This is a genomic window from Pseudomonas sp. 05N36 (assembly GCF_056397385.1).
Map to the genome: position 1 here is coordinate 1 of NZ_JBFTNH010000020.1, position 21,039 is coordinate 21,039.

The window sequence follows — 21,039 nt, forward strand, 5'->3', positions numbered from 1 at the left end:
CAACACCGCTCTTTCAACTCCTTCAGGCTTCGATGAACTGAAGCGTAACCGCTGTCGAAAACTGCGTAACTCTTTGTTTATCAAGGAGTTTTCCGTTTCGACTGCGCCGGAAGTGGGGCGAATTATAGACTTCCAGAATCTGCCGTCAAGGGTTAATTACGCTTTTGTTGCAGAAGGTGCATTTCTGGTCATCAAACGAGGGATTCGGCGCATTACAGAGGGTGCTCGCAGCATTAATAGCAGTGCACCTATAGATGCATAGATCGCCCACTCCTTTAGATCCGCCCGAACTATCCAAAGCATATGCAGTAATCCAAGGCCAAGAATCACATAGACCAAGCGATGCAACTTTTTCCAACGGCCACCCAATCGTCGCTGACTATAACGATTGGATGTAACCGCCAGCGCCAGAAGACCAAGAAATCCCAGACTGCCGACAATAATGTACGGCCGCTTGCTCAGCTCCACCCCCAACTGAGACCAATCTAGACCGAGAATGAAAACCAGATAGCCACTCAAATGCAGAACAACATAAGCGAAGCACCACAGCCCGAGCTGCCGCCGAATGGCAATCCACCCTGCCCATCCTGTCAGCTTTTGTACAGGCGTCATGCTCAAGGTGATCAATAGCAGGACCAGAGCCCCCAACCCCAGTCGATCCACCAGCACTTTTCCGGGATCCGGTCCCAAGGCAAAACTCCAGGCTTCATACAGCCAGAGCAATGGCCACACTGCCGCAACGATAAAGACGCTAATGCGCCACACTGGAAAACGCATCAGTAATTCTTCCGCAAATCGAGGCCTGTATAGAGAGAAGCGACTTCATCTGCATAGCCATTGAACATCTGCGTCTCACGTACATTAGGCTTGAACAACCCGCTCGGTAGGCGCCGCTCCCTGGCCTGAGTCCAACGCGGATGATCAACCGTCGGGTTCACGTTCGCGTAAAAGCCATACTCATCGGACGCGATGCTCTGCCAGGTGGTTTTCGGCTGCTCGCTGACCAGACTGATACGCACGATGGATTTGACACTCTTGAACCCGTATTTCCATGGCACCACCAAACGCAATGGAGCGCCGTTCTGGTTGGGCAGCTCACGGCCATACATGCCGACCGCAAGAATCGCCAACGGATTCATCGCCTCATCCAGACGCAGCCCTTCTACATAAGGCCAATCGATCAAGGCAAAACCAGAGCGCTGCCCCGGCATGGTCTTGGGGTCCTGCAAGGTTTCAAAACGAATGTACTTTGCCTTGGAAGTCGGTTCGACCTGACGGAGCAACGCCGAGATGGGAAAGCCGATCCACGGAATCACCATCGACCAGGCTTCCACACAGCGCAGGCGATAGATGCGCTCCTCCAGCTGATACGGCTTCATGAAGTCCTCCAGCGCATAACGCCCTGGCTTACCCACCTCGCCATCGACAACCACAGACCACGGCTCGGTTTTCAGCGCGCCAGCGTTCTGCCCGGGATCGCCCTTGTCGGTACCGAACTCATAGAAGTTGTTGTAGTGAGTTGCATCCTTGAACGGCGTAATCGCCTCATCCTTGACGGTAACCGCCTCCCATTTGGTTGCAGGGAGCTTTTCGGAAAACCAGGAAGGCGCCTTGCCCGACTCGACATCCGCGTACCGAGCCGCGCTGTCAGCGCTGGCCCATCGTGGCAGGCCGCTGACCGCCATACCGGCGATCGCCCCACCAAGCACACTGCGACGAGAGAGATAGAGAGACTCAGGCGTGACGTCCGACTCATGACAGTCGGACGATTTGGGAAACTTGAACAACATGGCAACTCCGCAGAATTGGAGGACAGATGCACCAATAGACTGCGGAGTATGAGGGAAATTACATCACTCGGCGTTTTTGTGCCGACGAAGATGCAACAGGTACTGCACCGGGCCAGAAGCTGCATAGGCGAGAAAAACCAGCAGCAGAATGCGTGGCGGATCGCTGAAGACCACCGCAAACACCAGTACCACCGCCAGGATCGCCACGAAAGGTACGCGGCCTTTCAGGTCCAGTTCCTTGAAGCTGTTGTACTTGATGTTGCTCACCATCAACATCCCGGCGGCGGCAACCATCAGCGCAACCAGGAAGGACATCTTGGAGCCCTGTATCCCGTAATCGCTGAATGCCCAGACAATACCTGCAACCACACCTGCCGCAGCCGGACTGGCCAGGCCGATGAAGTAGCGCTTGTCTGCAGTGCCGACCTGAGTATTGAAGCGCGCCAGGCGCAATGCCGCGCCTGCGACATAGATGAAGGCAACCATCCAGCCAACCTTGCCCATATCCCCAAGCGCCCAGCCGAATGCCAGCAACGCCGGCGCAACGCCGAAGGCAACCATGTCCGACAGCGAGTCGTACTCGGCACCGAAGGCGCTTTGGGTATTGGTCATGCGCGCTACCCGGCCATCAAGGCCGTCGAGGACCATGGCGACGAAAATCGCGATCGCCGCAAAAGCAAAGTACTTGCTCGCGCTTGCCGCATCACCGGCACTCAAGGCGCTCTGGGCACTCATCGAGTTGATGATGGAATAGAACCCTGCGAACAGGTTCGCAGTGGTGAACAGATTCGGCAGAAGATAGATACCACGATGCCGGACTTTACGGCCTTCAGCGTCATGCCCTTCTTCGACATGCTCATCGATGGGTAGCAGGCTCTCGGCGTCTGAGGCCTGGTTTGGCTCTTCGGGACGTTCGCTCATGGACATTACCTTGCAACGGTGTGGAAAGTTTCGACAGGTGTCTGCGACAACGGTTCGGCCGCAAACGATGCAGCTTTATACCAGAACCGACCACTCAAACGAAAAAACGCGGCCTAAGCCGCGTTTTCTGTACAAACTCGTGACTTAGTTTTTGGCTTTGTCGACGATTTTGTTGGCGCCGATCCACGGCATCATCGAGCGCAGTTGCTCGCCGATGATCTCGATGCCGTGCGCAGCGTTGTTACGACGCTTGGCGGTCATCGAAGGATAGCCGGTAGCACCTTCGCTGATGAACATCTTGGCGTATTCGCCGTCCTGAATACGTTTCAGGGCATTACGCATGGCCTGACGGGATTCAGCGTTGATGACTTCAGGGCCGGTAACGTACTCGCCGTACTCGGCGTTGTTGGAGATCGAGTAGTTCATGTTGGCGATACCGCCTTCGTACATGAGGTCAACGATCAGCTTCAGTTCGTGCAGGCATTCGAAGTAGGCCATTTCTGGCGCGTAGCCAGCTTCAACCAGGGTTTCGAAACCGGCCTTGACCAGTTCAACAGTACCGCCGCACAGAACGGCTTGCTCGCCGAACAGGTCGGTTTCGGTCTCGTCCTTGAAGGTGGTTTCGATGATGCCGGTACGGCCACCGCCAACGCCGGCAGCGTAGGACAGTGCAACGTTTTTGGCGTTGCCGGAAGCATCCTGATAGATAGCGATCAGGTCAGGGATACCGCCGCCTTTTACGAACTCGGAACGCACGGTGTGGCCCGGAGCTTTCGGCGCGATCATGATCACGTCGAGGTCAGCGCGCGGCACAACCTGGTTGTAGTGGATCGCGAAGCCGTGGGAGAAGGCCAGGGTGGCGCCTTTCTTGATGTTCGGCTCGATTTCGTTCTTGTACAGGGCAGACTGGAACTCGTCCGGGGTCAGGATCATGACCAGGTCGGCTGCAGCAACAGCGGAAGCAACGTCAGTCACTTTCAGGCCGTGTGCTTCGGCTTTGGCAACAGTGGCCGAACCTTTACGCAGACCGACAGTAACATCAACGCCGGAGTCTTTCAGGTTGCACGCTTGAGCGTGGCCCTGGGAACCGTAACCGATGATGGCAACTTTCTTGCCCTGGATGATCGACAGGTCGCAGTCTTTATCGTAGAAAACTTTCATGAATTTCCCCTATATATCCAGGCCGTTCAGGCCATTCGCTAATTTGGTTTAGATGCTTAGTACTTTGTCGCCACGGGCAATCCCGGTGACGCCACTGCGTACGGTTTCCAGAATCGAGGCAGTGCCGATCGACTGAATGAAACTGTCGAGCTTATCGCTGGTACCGGTCAATTGAACGGTATACACGCTGGCACTGACATCGACGATCTGCCCACGATAAATATCGGTAGTGCGTTTGATCTCGGCGCGCTGGGCGCCGGTGGCCTTGACCTTGACCAGCATCAGTTCGCGCTCGATGTGAGCGCTTTCCGACAGGTCGACCAGCTTGACCACTTCGATCAGCTTGTTCAGGTTCTTGGTGATCTGCTCGATGATTTCATCGTGGCCAACAGTGGTCAGCGTCAGACGCGACAGGGTCGGGTCTTCAGTAGGTGCCACGGTCAGGCTCTCGATGTTGTAGTTGCGCTGCGAGAACAGGCCGACTACACGAGACAGAGCGCCCGGTTCGTTTTCCAGAAGCAAGGAAATAATATGCCGCATGATTACGTACGCTCCGTCTTGCTCAGCCACATATCGCGCATGGAGCCGTCTTTGATCTGCATCGGATAGACGTGCTCGCTGGTGTCGACCGAAATATCGAGCACCACCAAGCGATCTTTCATGGCGAACGCTTCCTCCATCTTCGACTTCAAATCCTTCGAGTCGGTGATGCGCACGCCGACGTGACCATAGGCCTCTGCCAGCTTGACGAAGTCAGGCAGCGATTCCATGTAGGAGTGCGAGTGACGGCTGCCGTAACTCATGTCCTGCCACTGGCGAACCATACCCAGAACACCGTTGTTCAGGATGACGATTTTTACCGGCAAACCGTATTGCAGACAGGTGGACAGTTCCTGAATGTTCATCTGGATACTGCCCTCGCCCGTCACGCAGACGACGTCGGCATCCGGGAAGCTCAACTTGATGCCCATAGCCGCCGGGAAACCGAAGCCCATGGTGCCCAGGCCACCGGAGTTGATCCAGCGGTTCGGCTTATTGAACTTGTAGTACTGCGCCGCGAACATTTGGTGCTGGCCCACGTCGGAGGTCACGAAGGCATCGCCCTTGGTCACTTCGCACAGGGTTTCGATCACGGTTTGCGGCTTGATAAGGCTACCGTCACCCTTTTCATACGGGAACAGGCCACGATCACCACGCCACTCGTCAACTTGCTTCCACCAGCTGGCAACAGACTCCTTGTTCGGGGTCTCGCCGATTTCCTTGAGGATCGCGACCATTTCGGTCAGGACGCTCTCAACCGGGCCAACGATAGGCACGTCTGCCTTGATGGTCTTGGAAATCGAAGCCGGATCGATGTCGATGTGAATGATCTTGGCGTTCGGACAGAACTTGGCCGGGCCGTTGATCACACGGTCATCGAAACGCGCGCCGACAGCAAGAATCACGTCAGCATGGTGCATGGCCAGGTTGGCGGTGTAGCTACCGTGCATGCCGAGCATACCGATGAACTGACGGTCGGTGCCAGGGTAGGCACCCAGGCCCATCAGGGTGTTGGTCACTGGCAGGTTGAGCATTTGCGCCAGTTCGGTCAGCGGCGCAGAGCCACCACCGAGGATCACGCCGCCGCCCGAATACAGCACGGGACGCTTGGCCGCCAGCAGCATTTCTGCTGCCTTGCGGATTTGCCCGGAGTGACCACGAACCGCCGGGCTGTAGGAGCGCAGCTTGGCTTTTTTCGGGAAGACGTATTCGAATTTTTCGGCCGGGTTGGTCATGTCTTTCGGGATATCGACAACGACAGGACCAGGACGACCGGATTGCGCCAGGTAGAACGCTTTCTTCATGACTTCCGGGATTTCCGACGCGTGCTTGATCATGAAGCTGTGCTTCACGATCGGCCGGGAGATACCGATCATGTCGGTTTCCTGGAACGCATCGGTGCCTACCATGGTGCTAGGCACCTGGCCGGAAATGATCACCATCGGAATGGAGTCCATGTAGGCCGTGGCAATACCGGTGATGGCGTTGGTTGCGCCCGGGCCGGAGGTCACCAGTACTACACCGGCTTTACCGGTAGCACGGGCATAGCCGTCAGCCATATGGGTCGCAGCCTGTTCGTGACGAACCAGGATGTGGGTCACTTCCGGTTCTTTGAACAGGGCATCGTATACATGAAGGAGAGCACCGCCCGGGTACCCGTAGATATATTTGACGCCTTCGTCACGCAAAAAGCGGACGAGCATCTCACCGCCAGATAAAAGCTCCACGTTGTTCACCTCTAAAACGCCAGAATACCGCCCACATAAGGGGACGGGTCTTAATAGGTTTACTTCTCGGCAGAGCATGAGCGACGGTGGTCGCCGACTACGTCAGCACTGACTGAGCAAGTATTGGGATCGTCCCAAGTGTTGCGGGGCTTTCCCACCCAGCGCGAGGTAACGCGTTGCGGGTGTAACAGGTCGGCGCGGATGTGCGCCTCATGATCTGCCGAGCGGGCCTGCTTCTGGCAGTCCCTCTACAGCGGACTTTGGATTCTTCTGTTTCGCCCTCTGCAAGTCAAGCCGTCAATGTGCTTTATTCGAACTAAGCGCATGAGAACGCAAGAAAAAACCTATAAATAGCAGGTGTGTTAGCTTCAATTGCGCAACCCACGACAAGGAAACGGCATGCGAACGTTGATCTTCACGGCCAGTCTGCTGATTGGCCTGAGCCCTTTGTGCATGGCCAGTCCGATCTACAAGTGGATCGATGGCCAGGGCGTTACCCATTTCGATGCACAGCCGCCTCAAGGCCAGGAAGCCACCGTAGTGAAACCCGCCCTGCCCGCTGGCAAACCGATCACTCCACCGCACAACAGCGCGATAGGCGATCAGCAGGCCATCGACAACACAGTGAAAAAGCAGGTCGCCGAGCGGCAAGCCCAGCTCAAGACGTTCTGCGAACAGGCACGAACGAACCTGGCTCAACTGCAGAACAATCCGAGGCTACGCGAGGAAGTCGACGGTGAGATGCGTCGCCTGACAGACCAACAGCGTCAGGAACGCATCACCGAAACACAAAAACAGATCCAGGATAACTGCCAGTAGGCGCTGGCAGTTTCCGGCTTAGCGGGAGGCCGTGATGAGCTGATCGAACTCTTTGAGCAAGGCTTGCAACCGCTGATCCTTGCCCTGGACATTACGCGAAGCAAAGACCATCTCGGCCATTTCCTGAATGCCCGAGGCATTTGGCAGCGGCAGGTTGTTCTCGAGGATGGTCTTCATGCGTGGCAGGAAGATCCATTGCAGCCACTGCTCGAAATCCAGCGTATCGACGGAAAATGGCTCGACGCTGGCCAGCGCCTCAGCGCTAGGTGGGAGCTCGTCCCACCAGCCCTGAAGACGCAACTCGCGCTCGATCAGCAGCAGCTGTTCAGCGATCTTCGGAAAACGGACATCCATCAGAGCGAAACCTTGGCCTTTTGACGAGCCTGCGCCGCGCCTGCGGAGTCGCCCTGTTTCTCACGCGCCTGGGCGATCAATTCCCACAGGCTCGCCTGCAGGTCCGGACGCCCATTGGCAAACGTCAAACCACGGCGAGCGAACTGCTCGGCTTGCGCTGCATCACCTTGGGCCAAGCGCACCTGCGCCAGACGATAAAGCACTTGCGGCTCACGCGGAGCAACCCGCTGGGCACGCTCGAGGCTGGAGGACGCACCATTAAGATCGCCGCCCGCCTGTTGCTGTTGTGCGGTAGTCAGCAAGGCCAGCACCGGACCGTCCAGCTGCTCGTCGGCAGACAAACCGCCGGCGCTGCTCGCGGGAGGAATCCCGCTCGGCGTCGATGGCATGCTGTAGTTACCCTGATTGATTGGTGCCGACTGCATCGGTCCGCTGTCATACGTCCCCGGAGTAATCGGACCGGAGCTGGTCGGGCCAGGACTGATCGGCTGCGTGCTGATTGGCGTCGACGTCGTCGCGCCACCGCCCGGGATCATGACCACCACGCCAGTGTCACCCTGCGGGATCGCCTGAGTCTGGGCTTGTGCCGGACGTTTCACGGTGCTTTTGCGGAAACCGCCAGTGGCAGAGATCCGCTCACTGTTGGACACGGCCGTACCGGAGTCGACCACTGGAATCGAGCCATGCTGCACATTGGAGCAACCGCTGAGCAAAGCCAGGGCTGTCACCGTAACCGCTGGAATAAACCACTTGTTCACTTGAATCCCTCTTTGCTTAATTCATCCAGCCCTTGACCCAATCCATCACCGATTCGCCTGGCGAGGGGCCTGAACCACCGCACGCAGCGCCAGGAGGCGGTTCGCTGCCGCGAATATACGGCATCTGCACCGCGCCTGGGCAGCTGGCTTCAGAACCCTGCCCGGTGCGCGAATCGACCCAGGCCTGAACGATATTATCCGGCTGCGGCATATCCAGCGGCAACGGGTCGGCCTTGCGCATGAAACTGGTCCAGACTTGCAATGCGCCCGTGGCACCGGTGAACGGCGTCTTGCCGTTGTCATCGCGACCCAGCCAGACCACTGCCAGCAGATCCTGACTGAAACCGGCGAACCAGCTGTCTCGCGAGTCGTTACTGGTACCGGTTTTACCGGCCAGCGTCAGCGTCTTGGGCAGCACGTTGTAAACCGAGCTGCCGGTACCTTCACGCATCACGCGCTGCATGGCGCTCTGGATCAGGTAGATGGACGCCGGATCGAAACGCTGCTGAATCTGGAACGGATAACGCTTGAGCGGTTGACCTTCGGCGGTCAGTACACTGCGAATCCCGCGCATCGGCGTGTTGAAACCGCCGTTGGCCAGGGTCTGGTACATGGTTGCCACTTCTATCGGCGTCATGCCACCCGCCCCCAGCAACATCGACGGGAAGGCCGGAAACTCACGAGTGATGCCCAGACGTCCAAGGGTTTTCAGGACGTTCGGTACACCGACTTCCAGCCCCAGACGCGCCGTCGACAGGTTGTAGGAATGCGCCAGCCCCTGGTACAGGAAAACCGTACCGTGGGAGCGACGATCATAGTTCTGCGGTTTCCAGACCTGACCATCTGCGCCTTTGACCGAGAAAGACTCATCGGACAGCCAACTGGTCAAGGTGTACTGGCTCGGCTTTTCAAGCGCAGTCAGGTACACCGCCGGCTTGATCAGGGAACCGATTGGCCGCACGGCATCCAGCGCGCGGTTGAATCCGGCAAAGCTGGCCTGACGACTACCAATCATCGCCTGGACTTCACCGGTTTCAGGGTTGGTCACGACCATCGCCGCTTCAACGTCATCCGAACCTTTGCGGCCGGCAAGGCGCTTGAAGGTATCGTTGACCGAGGCTTCGGCTTTCATCTGCAGGATCGGGTCGAAACTGGTGAAGATCCGCAGACCTTCTTCGGTCAAGTCTTCATCACGGTAGTCTTCGCGCAGCTGGCGCTTGACCAGATCGAGGAAGCCCGGGAACGAACTGTCGGCCAGGCTGCCGCGCTTGGTCACGCCCAGCGGCATTTTCTTCGCAGCGGCGACTTGCTCGGCGGTAGCGACACCTTGCTGTTCCAGCAGATCGAGCACCAGATTGCGTCGCTCAAGCGCGCGCTCCGGGTAGCGACGCGGGTTGTAATAGGACGGCCCTTTGACCATACCTACCAGCAACGCGACTTGATGCAATTTGAGCTCGGACAGTGGCTGGCTGAAGAAGAACTGGCTGGCCAGACCAAAACCGTGCACGGCGCGCTGACCGTCCTGACCGATGAACACTTCATTGAGGTAAGCCTCAAGAATGTCCGGCTTTTTGTAGTGCAACTCAAGCAGCATCGCCATCATCGCTTCGGTCAGCTTACGGCTCAGGCTGCGCTCGTTGGTCAGGTAGAAGTTCTTGACCAGTTGCTGCGTCAAGGTACTACCGCCCTGACGCATTTGCCCGGCCGATGTGTTGACCCAAACGGCCCGCATGATCGACTTCGGCGACACACCGAAGTGGTGATAGAAGTCGCGGTCTTCCACCGCCACCAGCGTATCGAGCAGATACGGCGGCACCTGGTCGATCTTGATCAGGATGCGGTCTTCGAGGTTTTTCGGGTAAAGGCCACCGATCAACAGCGGCTCAAGGCGCACTACCGACAGTTTTGAACCGTTGGTCGACGACAGCTCGGCGACGTAATCGCCCGAGAAACGCACACGCACCGGTTGAGCCTGCTCCAGGCCCTCATAGAACTGGAACCCTCGGGTGTTCAGATCGACGGTATTGCCGTTGACCGATGCCGCGCCAGGTCCATTGGCCACGCTTTCGCGGCGATAACCCAGGGCATCGAGTTCGACGAGAAAGTCTTCCTTGCTCAGCTTTTGTCCGACGAACAGCTCGAGCGGGCGCGCATAAACCTTGGCCGGAATGGTCCAGCGCTTGCCGTTGAATTTCTCCTGGACCACGGCATCGAGGTAAACCGCGAAGCCCGCCAGCACCACGAGGCCGACCAGACTGAGCTTCAGCGCCCAGCCTAACCAGGGGCGCAGGCCGCTAGAAGGAGGTTTTTTAGGGGAACGAGGGGATCGGGTACGAGTCATGGCGGCGGATTATACGCACTTTATTCCTGATCAACATGAGCCCGACGAGGTTTGCGTTAGTCCGGCTTGCCGCCATAATGTTGCCCTTGAATTTTTCCAGACTCTGAAGGATCACCTGTGAGCCAGTCCTTGATCGCTGCCCTGCAAAACCCGGCCCTCTACCCGCATCCTGTAGAGGGATTCCAGGTCATCGAAACGCACATCTCCTGGGTGCTGCTCACTGGCCCCTATGCTTATAAAGTGAAGAAGCCGGTCAATTTCGGCTTCCTCGACTTCACCAGTCTCGAGTCACGCGAACATTTCTGCGGCGAAGAACTGCGTCTGAACCAGCGTCTGACCAAGGATTTGTACCTGGAAGTCTTGCCGATCACCGGGAGTGTTGAAGCACCGCAATTGGGCGGCACCGGGCCAGTGCTCGATTACGCGCTGAAAATGCGCCAGTTCCCGCAAAGCCAGTTGCTCAGCAACCTGCAGGCCAATGGCGAACTGACGACTACGCACATCGACGAGATGGCCAGGCAGATCGCCCGGTTTCACCTGAGCACCCCGAAGGTTCCGGCAGCTCATGAAGCCGGCACGCCTGAAAGCGTCATGGCACCGGTGCGGCAGAACTTCGAACAAATCCGCCCGTTCCTCAGCGAAAAAGCCGACCTGCTGCAACTCGACGCCCTGCAAGCCTGGGCCGAAAGCAGTTTCGAACGCCTGAAACCACTGCTGGTACAACGTAAGGCCGAAGGTTTCATCCGCGAATGCCACGGTGATATCCATTTGGGCAACGTCACCGTGATCGACGGCAACGTGGTGATTTTCGACTGCATCGAATTCAACGAGCCGTTCCGCTTCACCGACGTCTATGCCGACACCGGTTTCCTGGCGATGGACCTCGAAGACCGTGGTCTGAAAAGCCTCGCTCGCCGTTTCATGAGCCAATACCTGGAGCTGACCGGCGACTATCAGGGCCTTGAGCTGCTGAACTTCTATAAAGCCTACCGCGCGCTGGTTCGCGCCAAGGTTGCCCTGTTCAGCATGCCCGCCGAGGCCGACCCGGTACAACGCGCCACCACCCTGCGCCAGTACCGCAACTACGCCAACCTGGCGGAAAGCTACAGCACCATTCCATCGCGCTTCATGGCGATCACCCATGGTGTTTCCGCCGTCGGCAAAAGCCACGTAGCCATGCGCCTGGTAGAAGCACTGGGCGCGATTCGCCTGCGCTCCGATGTCGAGCGCAAGCGTCTGTTCGGTGAACAGCACGTACCGAACGACCTGCAAGCCGGCATCTACAGCACCGACGCCAGTGCCGCCACCTATTCCCGCCTGCATGAAATTGCTGGCGTGATTCTGCGCGCCGGTTTCCCGGTGGTCATCGACGCGACTTACCTCAAGCGCGAACAACGCGATAGCGCGGCAAAAATTGCCGAAGCGACCGGCGCGCCATTCCTGATCCTTGATTGCAATGCGCCACAAGCCGTGATCGAGAGCTGGCTGGCGCAGCGTCAGGCAGACAAAAACGATCCGTCCGACGCCAATCTGGCTGTTATCGCCGCTCAACAAGCCAGTCGCGAGCCGCTGACTCCGGCAGAGATTCTCTGCAGCAAACGCGTTCAGACCAATGAAAGCGGGACCCTCGACACTGTGGTCGCGCAAATTCGTCAGCGTCTTCCGGGGTTGTAAGAAACTATATTCAGGCGCGAAGCCCTCACCGGCTTCACGCCTGCAAAATAGTGGCACTATACTGGCGTCATAAAACCAACAGGTGACACCTTATGAGCCAGCCGAAACTTCTCGACACCCCGCTGTATGCCCTGCTGCACAAAGACGACATCGAAGGCTTCAATCGCGAACGGCCCAAGTCCGGGCCTATCGATATGGTGGGTGGCGACTTTCGTGGTCTAGACCTGCGCGAGCTGAACGCCGAAGGTATTGATTTCAGCGATGCCTATTTCCGCTCAGCCGACTTGCGCGGCATTGATTTCCGTGATGCTTCCCTCGAAGGCGCGAGCCTGGCTCACGCACAAATCTCCGGTGCTTACTTTCCCTCCGAGCTGAGCGCTGACGAAATTCTCATGTCGATGAATTTCGGCACTCGCCTGCGCTACCGCACCCGCTAACACCTGCCGTCACCTGAGTCCGGCGCCCTACCGTGCGCCGGACTGCATGCAGGATCTACCAAATCATTTCCTGCCGCCGCTACCGCCCTTTCCAGAGCTATCTGGTAGAACGCCTTAGAAGCTTTTGCGTTCAAACTGACCAAACAACCACGCTTTTCCTACTGACCGCTACACTCCTGTGAGGCTTGCCCACGCACTCTTCGGCTGTCGCAAGGAGGCTTGATGAATGATGAACTGCAACACCTGAAAAACCTTGGCAAGACATCGGCGCAATGGCTGCATGCCGTGGGCATCCACAGCGCCTCGGACTTGCGCCGCCTGGGCGCAGTGGATGCTTATCGGGCGGTACGCACTCGCGGGTTTCGCGCCTCGAAGGTGTTGTTGTATGCGATTGAGGGGGCGCTGATGGATGTGCACTGGAACGATATCCCCGCTGATCGCAAGGAAGCACTCAATAAACAGCTTGAAGCCATTTCGTCACGTCACAAGGTCTAAAGCCCAGCATTTGCAGGTAATCCAGACAAGTGCCTGGCAAAAGAGCAAAGAACTCGGAAAACAGCGATTGACTTACAAATGAGAATCGTTATGATTATCGCAACTGATCGCGAGATCAGCTGATCTTCTGAAAGACCATTGGTTCGGACTCTCAGATTATCTCCTCATCAGGCTAATCACGGTTATTTGACCCGGCTCTTGCCGGGTCTTTTTTTGCCTGTCGAAAAGTACTTCGCGAAATGCACCGACTGTTTGTTACTGACGCATTTGCGCGCAATAGTCCTGCACGGGTCGGGCGGTCGTGTACCAGACGTAATCCGCCGATGCCGACGTGACCACAGCTCCCTTCTCCGCCAGCATCACCACCACGGGCGCCGAATGCTCGCCAAGATCCTGCACATGCAGCGGTACGCCAATGTCCAGCCGCGCGTGATAAGCGCCGGCAAACAACAATGCCGGCGCGGGCGCTGCCAGCAGCTGTGCGGCCATTTGCCGATCACGTTGTTGCTGAACTGCCAGCATCGCCGGCATCCGGCTTTCGGGTAACAACCCGCAATGAGACTCGCGGATTTGCGCCAGCAGCTCAATCCTGACCGCAGGCGCATTCGACCGGGTTCCGCTTACGGCCGGCGCTTGCTTGTACATACGCCGAATGTCAGTCGAGTCCAGATTCGCCGCCAGTAACGGATAGGGCTGAGCCAGGGCATAGCGCACAATCGGCCCATACAGACTCCAGTCCCAACCCGATTGCCAGGCCAACGCCGTCGGCAAATCGGCAGGCCAGCGAGCGGTGTCCAACGCATGGATTTCATCGACACGTGCCTGCTGATCCGGCGTCAGCATTTCCAGCAGCACACTGCCCTGAGTCCGGCGCTGGGCCAGTGCCTGCAATAACCACAGTTGCGCGTGATGGTGATCGGGATTGTCATGCTGCTCGCCAACGATCAGCCGTGGCGCCCCGGCCAACCGTTCGACAAGCGCTTGCGCGCTCAGGCGCTGACCGCTATGCAGATCGCGAATCACACCCGCCGGTTGATCCACGGCACTGGGTGCCATGTTTTGGCATGACACCAGTAACAACAGCGCCAGAATCAATATCCCACGCATGAGCTCACCTCAACGGGCGATGATCAGCGGATGCCCGCGCTCCGGGTGCGGCTGCACCAACACATCCAGCCCGAACACGGCTTTGAGCGGTTCCGGCCGCAGCACCTGCTGCGGCGTGTCCAACGCATGCGGACGGCCACCTTCGAGCAACAGAATACGATCACAGTAACGCGCCGCCAGATTCAGGTCATGCAGAATCACCAGCACCGCCGCACCGCGATCAGCAAATTCCCGAATCGCCTGCAAGGTGGTGTGCTGATGCAGCGGATCGAGCATCGACGTCGGCTCGTCGAGCAGCAAGTTTTGCCCGACCTCCCCCGGCCAAAGCTGCGCCAGCACCCGCGCCAGGTGCACACGCTGGCGCTCACCGCCGGACAGAGCCAGGTAACTGCGACCACTCAAATGCCCGACATCGGCAGCCTGCAAGGCAGCAGCGATAATTTCGTCATCGCGCACCCGGCCTGTTTGATGGGGCAAACGCCCCATGCCGACCACTTCCTCGACGCTGAAGGCAAAATCCAGGGTCGAGGCCTGTGGCAATACCGCCAGGCGTTGCGCCCGCTGTGTGCCATCCCATTGGCTTAGCTCGTGCTGATCGAGCCAGACACGGCCATGATCAGGGTGCAACTCGCCACATAACGCGCCGAGCAAGGTGCTTTTGCCTGCGCCATTGGGGCCCAGCACCCCAAGGACTTCACCCGGCTTGAGCTCAAGATCGATATCCGCCAGCACAATTTTCTTGCCGCGGCAGATCTGCAGGTTTTCCACTCGCAGCATCAGGCGCGACCTCGTAGCAGCAAATATAGAAAGAACGGTGCGCCGATAAACGCCGTGACGATGCCAATCGGCAATTCAGCCGGGGCCAGCGCCAACCGCGCCACCAGATCGGCAAACAACAACAGGCTGGCGCCTGCCAGGACTGAGGCCGGCAATAACACGCGATGATCAGGCCCTGCCAACAGTCGCACCAGATGTGGCACCACCAGCCCGACAAAACCGATCATCCCCGCCGCCGCAACAGCAGCGCCGACGCCCAGCGCCGTGCAAAACACCAGTTCACGCTTGAGCCCTTCGACGTTGATCCCCAAATGACTGGCCTCGGACTCGCCGAGCAACAACGCATTCAACGCCTTGGCCCGGCGCGGCAACCACAGTGCTACCGCGGCGCTCACCAGCAACAATGGCCAGAGTCGCGCATAGCTGGCGCCATTGAGGCTGCCCAGGTTCCAGAAAGTCAGCGTACGCAAGGTCGCGTCGTCCGCCAGATAGGTGAACAAACCCACCGCCGAACTGGCCAGCGCCGTCAGGGCGATGCCTGCCAGCAACATGGTTGCCACGTTGGTCTGGCCGTTACGTCGTCCGAGACGGTAAACCAGCGCCGTCACCCCGAGCCCACCCAGAAACGCACACAGCGATAACAGATAAGGGCCTATCGCCTCAGGCAAACCGCCAAACAGCGCGCCGCCAACAATCGCAATCGCCGCACCCAGCGCGGCACCACTGGAGACACCGACCAACCCCGGATCGGCCAGCGGATTGCGGAACAAGCCCTGCATCGCCACACCCGACAATGCCAGCACCCCGCCCACCGCCAAACCGAGCAAGGTACGCGGCAAGCGAATCTGCCCCAGAATCAATTCAGCCTGCTCCAGCCCTTCAGCAGGAATCGGCAATCCAATCATCCGCATCGCGGCGCGCAACGTATCGAGCAGCGGCAAGCTGACCGGGCCCAGGGCCAATGACAACCAGATCGCCAGCAAACACAGCAGGCTCAGCCCAATGAACAACGAACGGGGTTTGACCAGAGTACTCATGGGGCGATGTTTGCCTTGGCCGATTCAGCGGGATAGAACCCGGCCGACAGCTTCACCAGGCTCAAAGGCAAGCGTGGCCCCAAGCCGCCAACCAACAGCGTCGGGTCCAGTTCGAACACCCGCCCGGCCTTGGCCGCCGGCGTCGACGCAAGAATCGGGTTTTCCCTGAACAACGCGGCGCGCGCGGCGTCACCGCTCAGCGCCCGGTCGGCAAACACCAGTACGTCTGGCGTCAGGCCCGCGAGGGACTCAACGGAAAAAGGCTTGTAACCGGTATGGGTCGCCAGGTTATGCCCACCCGCCTGTTGCAACAGCCAATCGGCTGCGGTGTCTTTACCGGCGATCAGCGGCTTGCCGCCAGCGTGCCCCAGCAACAGCAACACGCCCGGCGCTTTTTGTTTGGCCTGAGCCTGGCTGACCCAGGCTTTCTGCTGCTCAAGTTGCTGTTGATAACTCTGGAACAACGCCGTGGCCTGCGGCTCGCTACCGAGCAATTTACCCAGGTGCTGCAAGTTGCCTTGCAGGGTTGGCAAGTCAGGTTGTGCAGAGAAAAGCTCAACCTGCACCCCGGCACTGCGAATCTGCGACAACACCGGCGGTGGGCCCATTTCTTCGGTGCCAACAAGAATCTGCGGACGCAAACTCAGGATGCCTTCTGCCGACAATTGCCGCTGATAACCGATACTCGGCAAGGCCTTGAGCGATTCGGGATGCTGGCTGGTGCTGTCGACGCCGACCAGTTTCGACTCGCCACCCAATGCACTCACCCACTCCGACAAAGCCCCGCCAGCACTGACCCAGCGTTGCGGCAATTCGGTCGCTTGAGCCCCATGGTTGAGCAAAAGTCCGACACAGAGCGCAATAGCGCTGGTACTCAGGCGCATAACAGGGTTTCCTTTGTGGAGTTTTCCCGCAGGATCAAGGCGTCGTCAGCTACGCAATCACCACGGGCGAAACACCCATTTGATAATTGTTTGCATTTGCACGTCAAGCGCAGACACATTTGCTAACCAGTGAGCGCGCACGCATCACCGCCAGAGGCCAGAGCCTTTGGCACTTGAGGATAGTCATGAAGTTTCTTTGCTCCAGCGCCGAGCTGGTCGATGCCAGCAGCCGTGGTTTCGAGATCGACGGCCAGAAGTTGTTTGCCGTGCGCCGTGAAGGTCGGGTCTATGTGTACGAAAATCGCTGCCCGCATCGCGGTGTCGGCCTCGAATGGCACCCTGACCAGTTTCTCGACCCCAGCGCCAGCCTGATCCAGTGCGCCACCCATGGCGCACTGTTTCTGATCGAAAGCGGCGAATGCGTGGCCGGGCCCTGTGCCGGGCAGTCCCTCAGCGCCCTGGCGTGCCGCGAAGACAGCCAGGGCATCTGGGTTCAACTTTAGGCGTCGAGCAACACCTCCAGTCGACGGTCAACGCGCACCTCATTCGAGGTCAGGCTCACACCGTACGCCAACACTTCAACCCCGGCCGCTTTCGCCTCGCGCAACGCGGCCGCGTAACCCGGATCGATCTCCTCGGCCGGGCGCACCGAGTCAATGCCGGTCAGATTGACGCAATACAACTGCACCGCACGAATACCGTCCCGCGCCAGGCACGCCAGCTCGCGCAAGTGCTTGGCACCGCGCTGAGTCACCGCGTCCGGAAACGCCGCGACCGCTGAGCCGTCGAAGCCCAGCGTGACACTTTTGACTTCAACGAAGGCCGGGCCGCTCGGGTAATCGAGGCGAAAATCGATGCGGCTGTTTTCCTGACCGTATGGCACTTCACGCTTGAGCCCGGTAAAGCCATTGAGTTCAGTGATCAAACCGCCACGCAGCGCCTCTTCAATCAAGGTATTGGCCCGCGCGGTATTTACGCAGGCCAGCCGCCCTTGCGGGGTTTCACTGATCTCCCAGGTACCGGGCAACTTGCGTTTCGGATCGTTGGAGCGGCTGAACCAGACCTGCCCGCCTTCGACCATGCAATTGAACATCGACCCGGTGTTGGGACAGTGAATGGTCAGCAACTCGCCGCCAACGGTTTCGATATCGGCGAGAAAACGCTTGTAGCGACGAATCAGCCGACCTTCTTCCAGAGGAGGATTGAAATGCATCAGCCTTGCCAGCTCCGCAGGCCACGGGCAATCCGCTGAACCGCTTCCTGCAAACGTGGCAGGCTCTGGGTGTAGGCGAACCGCACGTGATGACCGGCCTGATACCGGCCAAAATCCAGGCCCGGGGTGAAGGCAACGTGTTCGGTTTCCAGAAAATGCCGGCAGAAGGCAAACGCATCACCGCCAAAGGCACTGATATCGGCATACAGATAGAAGGCGCCTTCCGGCTCCACGGCGATCCCGAAACCCAACTCGCGCAAGGCTGGCAACAGGAAGTCACGTCGGCGCCCGAACTCGGCCCGGCGCTCTTCGAGAATGCTGATGGTGTCCGGCTCGAAGCAGGCCAGTGCTGCGTGCTGGGCCATGCTCGGCGCGCTGATGTAAAGGTTCTGCGCGAGTTTTTCCAACTCGCCGACCGCAGCCTCCGGGGCGACCAGCCAACCAAGGCGCCAGCCGGTCATGCCGAAATACTTGGAGAAACTGTTCAGCACAAAAGCGCTGTCATCGACTTCCAGCACACTGGCAGCGTCGGTGCCGTAGGTCAGGCCGTGATAGATCTCGTCCACCACCAGATGACCGTGGCGCTCTTTGATTGCCGCAGACAGCCCGGCCAGTTCATCGCGGGTCAGGATGGTCCCGGTCGGGTTGGCCGGTGAAGCGACCAGTGCGCCAACGCTGTCGTGATCCCAGTAACGCTCGACCAGGCCTGGCGTCAGCTGATAGCGCACGTCCGGGCCGACCGGCACCAATTGCGCCGCACCTTCCACCAGCCGCAGGAAATGCCGGTTGCACGGATAACCCGGGTCGGCCAGCAGCCAGTGTTTACCGGGATCGACCAGCAAGGCGCTGGCCAACAGTAACGCGCCGGAACCGCCCGGCGTGATGAGGATGCGCTGCGGGTCGATGTTCAACCCGTAACGCTGTTCATAGAAGCCCGATATGGCTTCACGCAGCTCTGGAATGCCGCGAGCCGCGGTGTAACGGGTTTTCCCCGCCGTCAGCGCCGCCTGGCCGGCCTTGATGATCGGCTCGGCGGTGGTGAAATCCGGTTCACCGATTTCCAGGTGAATCACGTCGTGCCCGGCCGCTTGCAATTCATTGGCGCGCGCCAGCAATGCCATGACATGGAAAGGTTCGATAGCGCGGCTGCGCGCACTGTAGGGCTGAGCCATTAGCCTTCCTTCAACGGGGGAAAAGAATTGATTCTACCCAAGCCCGGGAACGAGCGAGAACCTAAAGCGGTCACAACCGGAAGTTCACCCGTAAAAGAGCTGATACATATGGCTCAGGATTGACTAAAATCAATATCTGATCAGGCCTCCAGACCCACCAGACAAGGCTTTGCAAACATTTGCAAGCCTCGCGGACCGCAGCCTCGACATCCGGGAGTAGCGCGCTCCGATTTGATCTGGTAAGTTCGCCCGCTTGCAGCCGCAGGGCCGGCAGGTGTCGGTGATGGAGCAATCCTGCGCAATGGATTACAAGAGTAGAGGCGGTCCATTTCATGCCCACCCAAGCAAAGCAACAGCAGAACCAGTCGATCAGCGGCTTCGAACCCTACAAAGAAGTGAAGGGTGAGGAGTACATGGGCCAGTCCATGCGCGCGCACTTCACCAAGATCCTGAACAAGTGGAAACAGGACTTGATGCAGGAAGTCGACCGCACTGTTGATCACATGAAGGACGAAGCGGCGAACTTCCCCGACCCGGCCGACCGTGCCAGTCAGGAAGAAGAATTCAGCCTCGAACTGCGTGCCCGCGACCGCGAGCGCAAGCTGATCAAGAAAATCGACAAGACCCTGCAACTGATCGAAGACGAAGAATACGGCTGGTGCGAGTCCTGCGGTGTCGAGATCGGCGTCAAACGCCTGGAAGCCCGCCCTACCGCAGACATGTGCGTCGACTGCAAGACCCTTGCAGAAATCAAGGAAAAGCAAGTCGGCAAGTAAGTGGCCACTTGAACAAAAAGCGGAGCGTGCGAACGCTCCGTTTTTGTTTCTGACTGTTTTGTTCTTTCCATTAACATCGCGACCATGACTGCCATCAAATCCCCCGCCTACATCGGGCGCTTCGCTCCCACCCCCAGCGGGCACCTGCACTTCGGCTCGCTGGTCGCGGCATTGGCCTCGTACCTTGACGCCCGCTCGGTCGGCGGGCGCTGGCTGTTGCGCATGGAAGACCTCGACCCGCCTCGGGAGGAGCCCGGCGCGCAGGCGGCGATCCTCAAGGCACTGGAAAGCTACGGCTTCGAATGGGACGGCGAAATGGTCCGCCAGAGCGACCGTCACGACGCCTATGCGCAGGTGTTGAATCAACTGTTCAACCACGGCCTGGCCTACGCCTGCACCTGCTCGCGGAAAAAACTGGCGCCTTATCACGGGATTTATCCAGGCCTGTGCCGCAACGCCGGTCATGCCAGCGAAGACGCCGCAATCCGCTTGCGCGTCCCGGAACTGGAATATCACTTCACAGACCGCGTACAAGGCGAGTACCGCCAGCACCTGGGCCGCGAGGTCGGCGACTTCGTGATCCGTCGGCGCGACGGGCTCTATGCCTATCAACTGGCAGTGGTGCTCGACGACGCCTGGCAAGGCATCACCGATATCGTCCGCGGTGCCGACTTGCTCGATTCCACCCCGCGCCAGTTGTACCTGCAAGAGCTGCTCGGCCTGCCGCAACCACGCTATTTGCACCTGCCGCTGATTACCCAGCCGGACGGCAACAAGCTCGGCAAGTCCTATCGCTCACCGCCATTGACCGAAGATCAGGCCACGCCCCTGTTGCTGCGTGCCCTGCGCGCACTGGGACAAAACCCTGGCCACGAACTCGATAACGCCAGCCCCGGGGAAGTACTGAATTGGGGTATCAAGCACTGGGATGCGGCGTTAATCCCGCGCACACTGACACTGCCCGAAGCGCAATTACGCTGACTAAGCTTGCAGGTTGGCGCCCATCCGTTACCATCGCCGCACGTTTTCGGGCACGCGCACAATAAAGAGAGGCCG

General features: G+C 58.8%; 22 protein-coding genes. 7 read left to right on the forward strand and 15 right to left on the reverse strand.

Annotated features, from left to right (window positions below):
- Positions 1 to 156: 156 nt before the first annotated feature.
- The 6 genes from msrQ to AC1DIH_RS22090 all read right to left on the reverse strand — a co-directional run bounded on the left by msrQ (position 157) and on the right by AC1DIH_RS22090 (position 6,139).
- Positions 157 to 777, reverse strand: a complete 621-nt coding sequence (gene msrQ / locus AC1DIH_RS22065) for a protein-methionine-sulfoxide reductase heme-binding subunit MsrQ (protein ID WP_477773290.1) — start codon at positions 775 to 777, stop codon at positions 157 to 159.
- Positions 777 to 1,790: a protein-methionine-sulfoxide reductase catalytic subunit MsrP gene (gene msrP / locus AC1DIH_RS22070; RefSeq protein WP_477773291.1), complete on the reverse strand. Its 1,014-nt coding sequence runs from the start codon at positions 1,788 to 1,790 to the stop codon at positions 777 to 779. Before msrP ends, msrQ begins: the two co-directional genes overlap by 1 nt.
- A 63-nt stretch (positions 1,791 to 1,853) precedes the next feature.
- The gene (gene pssA / locus AC1DIH_RS22075) at positions 1,854 to 2,711 is read right to left on the reverse strand and encodes a CDP-diacylglycerol--serine O-phosphatidyltransferase (protein WP_054595577.1); all 858 of its coding nucleotides are present in this window, start codon (positions 2,709 to 2,711) and stop codon (positions 1,854 to 1,856) included.
- 144 nt (positions 2,712 to 2,855) lie between these two features.
- Positions 2,856 to 3,872, reverse strand: coding sequence for a ketol-acid reductoisomerase (gene ilvC, locus AC1DIH_RS22080; protein WP_003185459.1), 1,017 nt, complete (start codon positions 3,870 to 3,872; stop codon positions 2,856 to 2,858).
- Positions 3,873 to 3,920: 48 nt separating this feature from the next.
- On the reverse strand, positions 3,921 to 4,412 hold the full coding sequence (gene ilvN / locus AC1DIH_RS22085) for an acetolactate synthase small subunit (protein ID WP_003205610.1): 492 nt from the start codon (positions 4,410 to 4,412) through the stop codon (positions 3,921 to 3,923).
- Between the two features lie 2 nt (positions 4,413 to 4,414).
- Complete coding sequence (locus AC1DIH_RS22090) at positions 4,415 to 6,139, reverse strand: acetolactate synthase 3 large subunit (protein WP_477773292.1); 1,725 nt, start codon at positions 6,137 to 6,139, stop codon at positions 4,415 to 4,417.
- Between the two features lie 399 nt (positions 6,140 to 6,538).
- Here AC1DIH_RS22090 and AC1DIH_RS22095 point away from each other — a divergent pair, with 399 nt between their 5' ends.
- Positions 6,539 to 6,958, forward strand: a complete 420-nt coding sequence (locus AC1DIH_RS22095) for a DUF4124 domain-containing protein (RefSeq protein ID WP_477773293.1) — start codon at positions 6,539 to 6,541, stop codon at positions 6,956 to 6,958.
- Between the two features lie 18 nt (positions 6,959 to 6,976).
- Here AC1DIH_RS22095 and AC1DIH_RS22100 read toward each other — a convergent pair whose 3' ends face one another.
- From AC1DIH_RS22100 to mrcB, 3 genes are read right to left on the reverse strand one after another with little or no spacing between them, the layout of a single operon-like run.
- Positions 6,977 to 7,312: a YqcC family protein gene (locus AC1DIH_RS22100; protein ID WP_477773294.1), complete on the reverse strand. Its 336-nt coding sequence runs from the start codon at positions 7,310 to 7,312 to the stop codon at positions 6,977 to 6,979.
- Positions 7,312 to 8,070, reverse strand: coding sequence for a tetratricopeptide repeat protein (locus AC1DIH_RS22105; protein ID WP_477773295.1), 759 nt, complete (start codon positions 8,068 to 8,070; stop codon positions 7,312 to 7,314). Before AC1DIH_RS22105 ends, AC1DIH_RS22100 begins: the two co-directional genes overlap by 1 nt.
- Before the next feature lie 16 nt (positions 8,071 to 8,086).
- On the reverse strand, positions 8,087 to 10,411 hold the full coding sequence (mrcB, locus tag AC1DIH_RS22110; protein WP_477773296.1) for a penicillin-binding protein 1B: 2,325 nt from the start codon (positions 10,409 to 10,411) through the stop codon (positions 8,087 to 8,089).
- A gap of 117 nt (positions 10,412 to 10,528) precedes the next feature.
- On the opposite strand from mrcB, the gene AC1DIH_RS22115 reads away from it, so the two are divergent.
- From AC1DIH_RS22115 to AC1DIH_RS22125, 3 genes are all read left to right on the forward strand, one after another.
- Entirely contained in the window at positions 10,529 to 12,085 is a 1,557-nt protein-coding gene (locus tag AC1DIH_RS22115) for a bifunctional aminoglycoside phosphotransferase/ATP-binding protein (protein WP_477773297.1), read from the forward strand.
- Positions 12,086 to 12,177: 92 nt separating this feature from the next.
- Positions 12,178 to 12,522, forward strand: coding sequence for a pentapeptide repeat-containing protein (locus AC1DIH_RS22120; RefSeq protein ID WP_054595571.1), 345 nt, complete (start codon positions 12,178 to 12,180; stop codon positions 12,520 to 12,522).
- A gap of 222 nt (positions 12,523 to 12,744) precedes the next feature.
- Entirely contained in the window at positions 12,745 to 13,017 is a 273-nt protein-coding gene (locus tag AC1DIH_RS22125) for a TfoX/Sxy family protein (RefSeq protein WP_019691679.1), read from the forward strand.
- Between the two features lie 255 nt (positions 13,018 to 13,272).
- Here AC1DIH_RS22125 and AC1DIH_RS22130 read toward each other — a convergent pair whose 3' ends face one another.
- From AC1DIH_RS22130 to AC1DIH_RS22145, 4 genes are read right to left on the reverse strand one after another with little or no spacing between them, the layout of a single operon-like run.
- Entirely contained in the window at positions 13,273 to 14,124 is an 852-nt protein-coding gene (locus AC1DIH_RS22130; RefSeq protein ID WP_477773298.1) for a ChaN family lipoprotein, read from the reverse strand.
- 9 nt (positions 14,125 to 14,133) lie between these two features.
- Positions 14,134 to 14,901 carry a heme ABC transporter ATP-binding protein gene (locus AC1DIH_RS22135; protein WP_477773299.1) on the reverse strand — a complete coding sequence of 256 codons (768 nt, stop codon included), beginning with the start codon at positions 14,899 to 14,901 and terminating at the stop codon, positions 14,134 to 14,136.
- A complete protein-coding gene (locus AC1DIH_RS22140) occupies positions 14,901 to 15,884 on the reverse strand; it encodes a FecCD family ABC transporter permease (protein WP_427534221.1) in 984 nt (327 codons plus the stop codon). Before AC1DIH_RS22140 ends, AC1DIH_RS22135 begins: the two co-directional genes overlap by 1 nt.
- Before the next feature lie 50 nt (positions 15,885 to 15,934).
- The gene (locus AC1DIH_RS22145; RefSeq protein WP_477773300.1) at positions 15,935 to 16,822 is read right to left on the reverse strand and encodes a heme/hemin ABC transporter substrate-binding protein; all 888 of its coding nucleotides are present in this window, start codon (positions 16,820 to 16,822) and stop codon (positions 15,935 to 15,937) included.
- A 185-nt stretch (positions 16,823 to 17,007) separates the two neighbouring features.
- On the opposite strand from AC1DIH_RS22145, the gene AC1DIH_RS22150 reads away from it, so the two are divergent.
- Positions 17,008 to 17,325 carry a Rieske (2Fe-2S) protein gene (locus AC1DIH_RS22150; RefSeq protein ID WP_477773301.1) on the forward strand — a complete coding sequence of 106 codons (318 nt, stop codon included), beginning with the start codon at positions 17,008 to 17,010 and terminating at the stop codon, positions 17,323 to 17,325.
- On the opposite strand, the gene sfsA is transcribed toward AC1DIH_RS22150, so the two are convergent.
- Together sfsA and AC1DIH_RS22160 are read right to left on the reverse strand one after the other, a co-directional pair.
- Positions 17,322 to 18,035: a DNA/RNA nuclease SfsA gene (gene sfsA, locus AC1DIH_RS22155; RefSeq protein WP_477773302.1), complete on the reverse strand. Its 714-nt coding sequence runs from the start codon at positions 18,033 to 18,035 to the stop codon at positions 17,322 to 17,324. The genes AC1DIH_RS22150 and sfsA overlap by 4 nt on opposite strands.
- Positions 18,035 to 19,207, reverse strand: coding sequence for a pyridoxal phosphate-dependent aminotransferase (locus tag AC1DIH_RS22160; protein ID WP_054595564.1), 1,173 nt, complete (start codon positions 19,205 to 19,207; stop codon positions 18,035 to 18,037). Before AC1DIH_RS22160 ends, sfsA begins: the two co-directional genes overlap by 1 nt.
- A gap of 332 nt (positions 19,208 to 19,539) precedes the next feature.
- Here AC1DIH_RS22160 and dksA point away from each other — a divergent pair, with 332 nt between their 5' ends.
- Together dksA and gluQRS are read left to right on the forward strand one after the other, a co-directional pair.
- The gene (dksA, locus tag AC1DIH_RS22165; RefSeq protein WP_427534217.1) at positions 19,540 to 19,983 is read left to right on the forward strand and encodes an RNA polymerase-binding protein DksA; all 444 of its coding nucleotides are present in this window, start codon (positions 19,540 to 19,542) and stop codon (positions 19,981 to 19,983) included.
- 84 nt (positions 19,984 to 20,067) lie between these two features.
- The gene (gene gluQRS / locus AC1DIH_RS22170) at positions 20,068 to 20,964 is read left to right on the forward strand and encodes a tRNA glutamyl-Q(34) synthetase GluQRS (protein WP_477773303.1); all 897 of its coding nucleotides are present in this window, start codon (positions 20,068 to 20,070) and stop codon (positions 20,962 to 20,964) included.
- Positions 20,965 to 21,039: the final 75 nt, after the last annotated feature.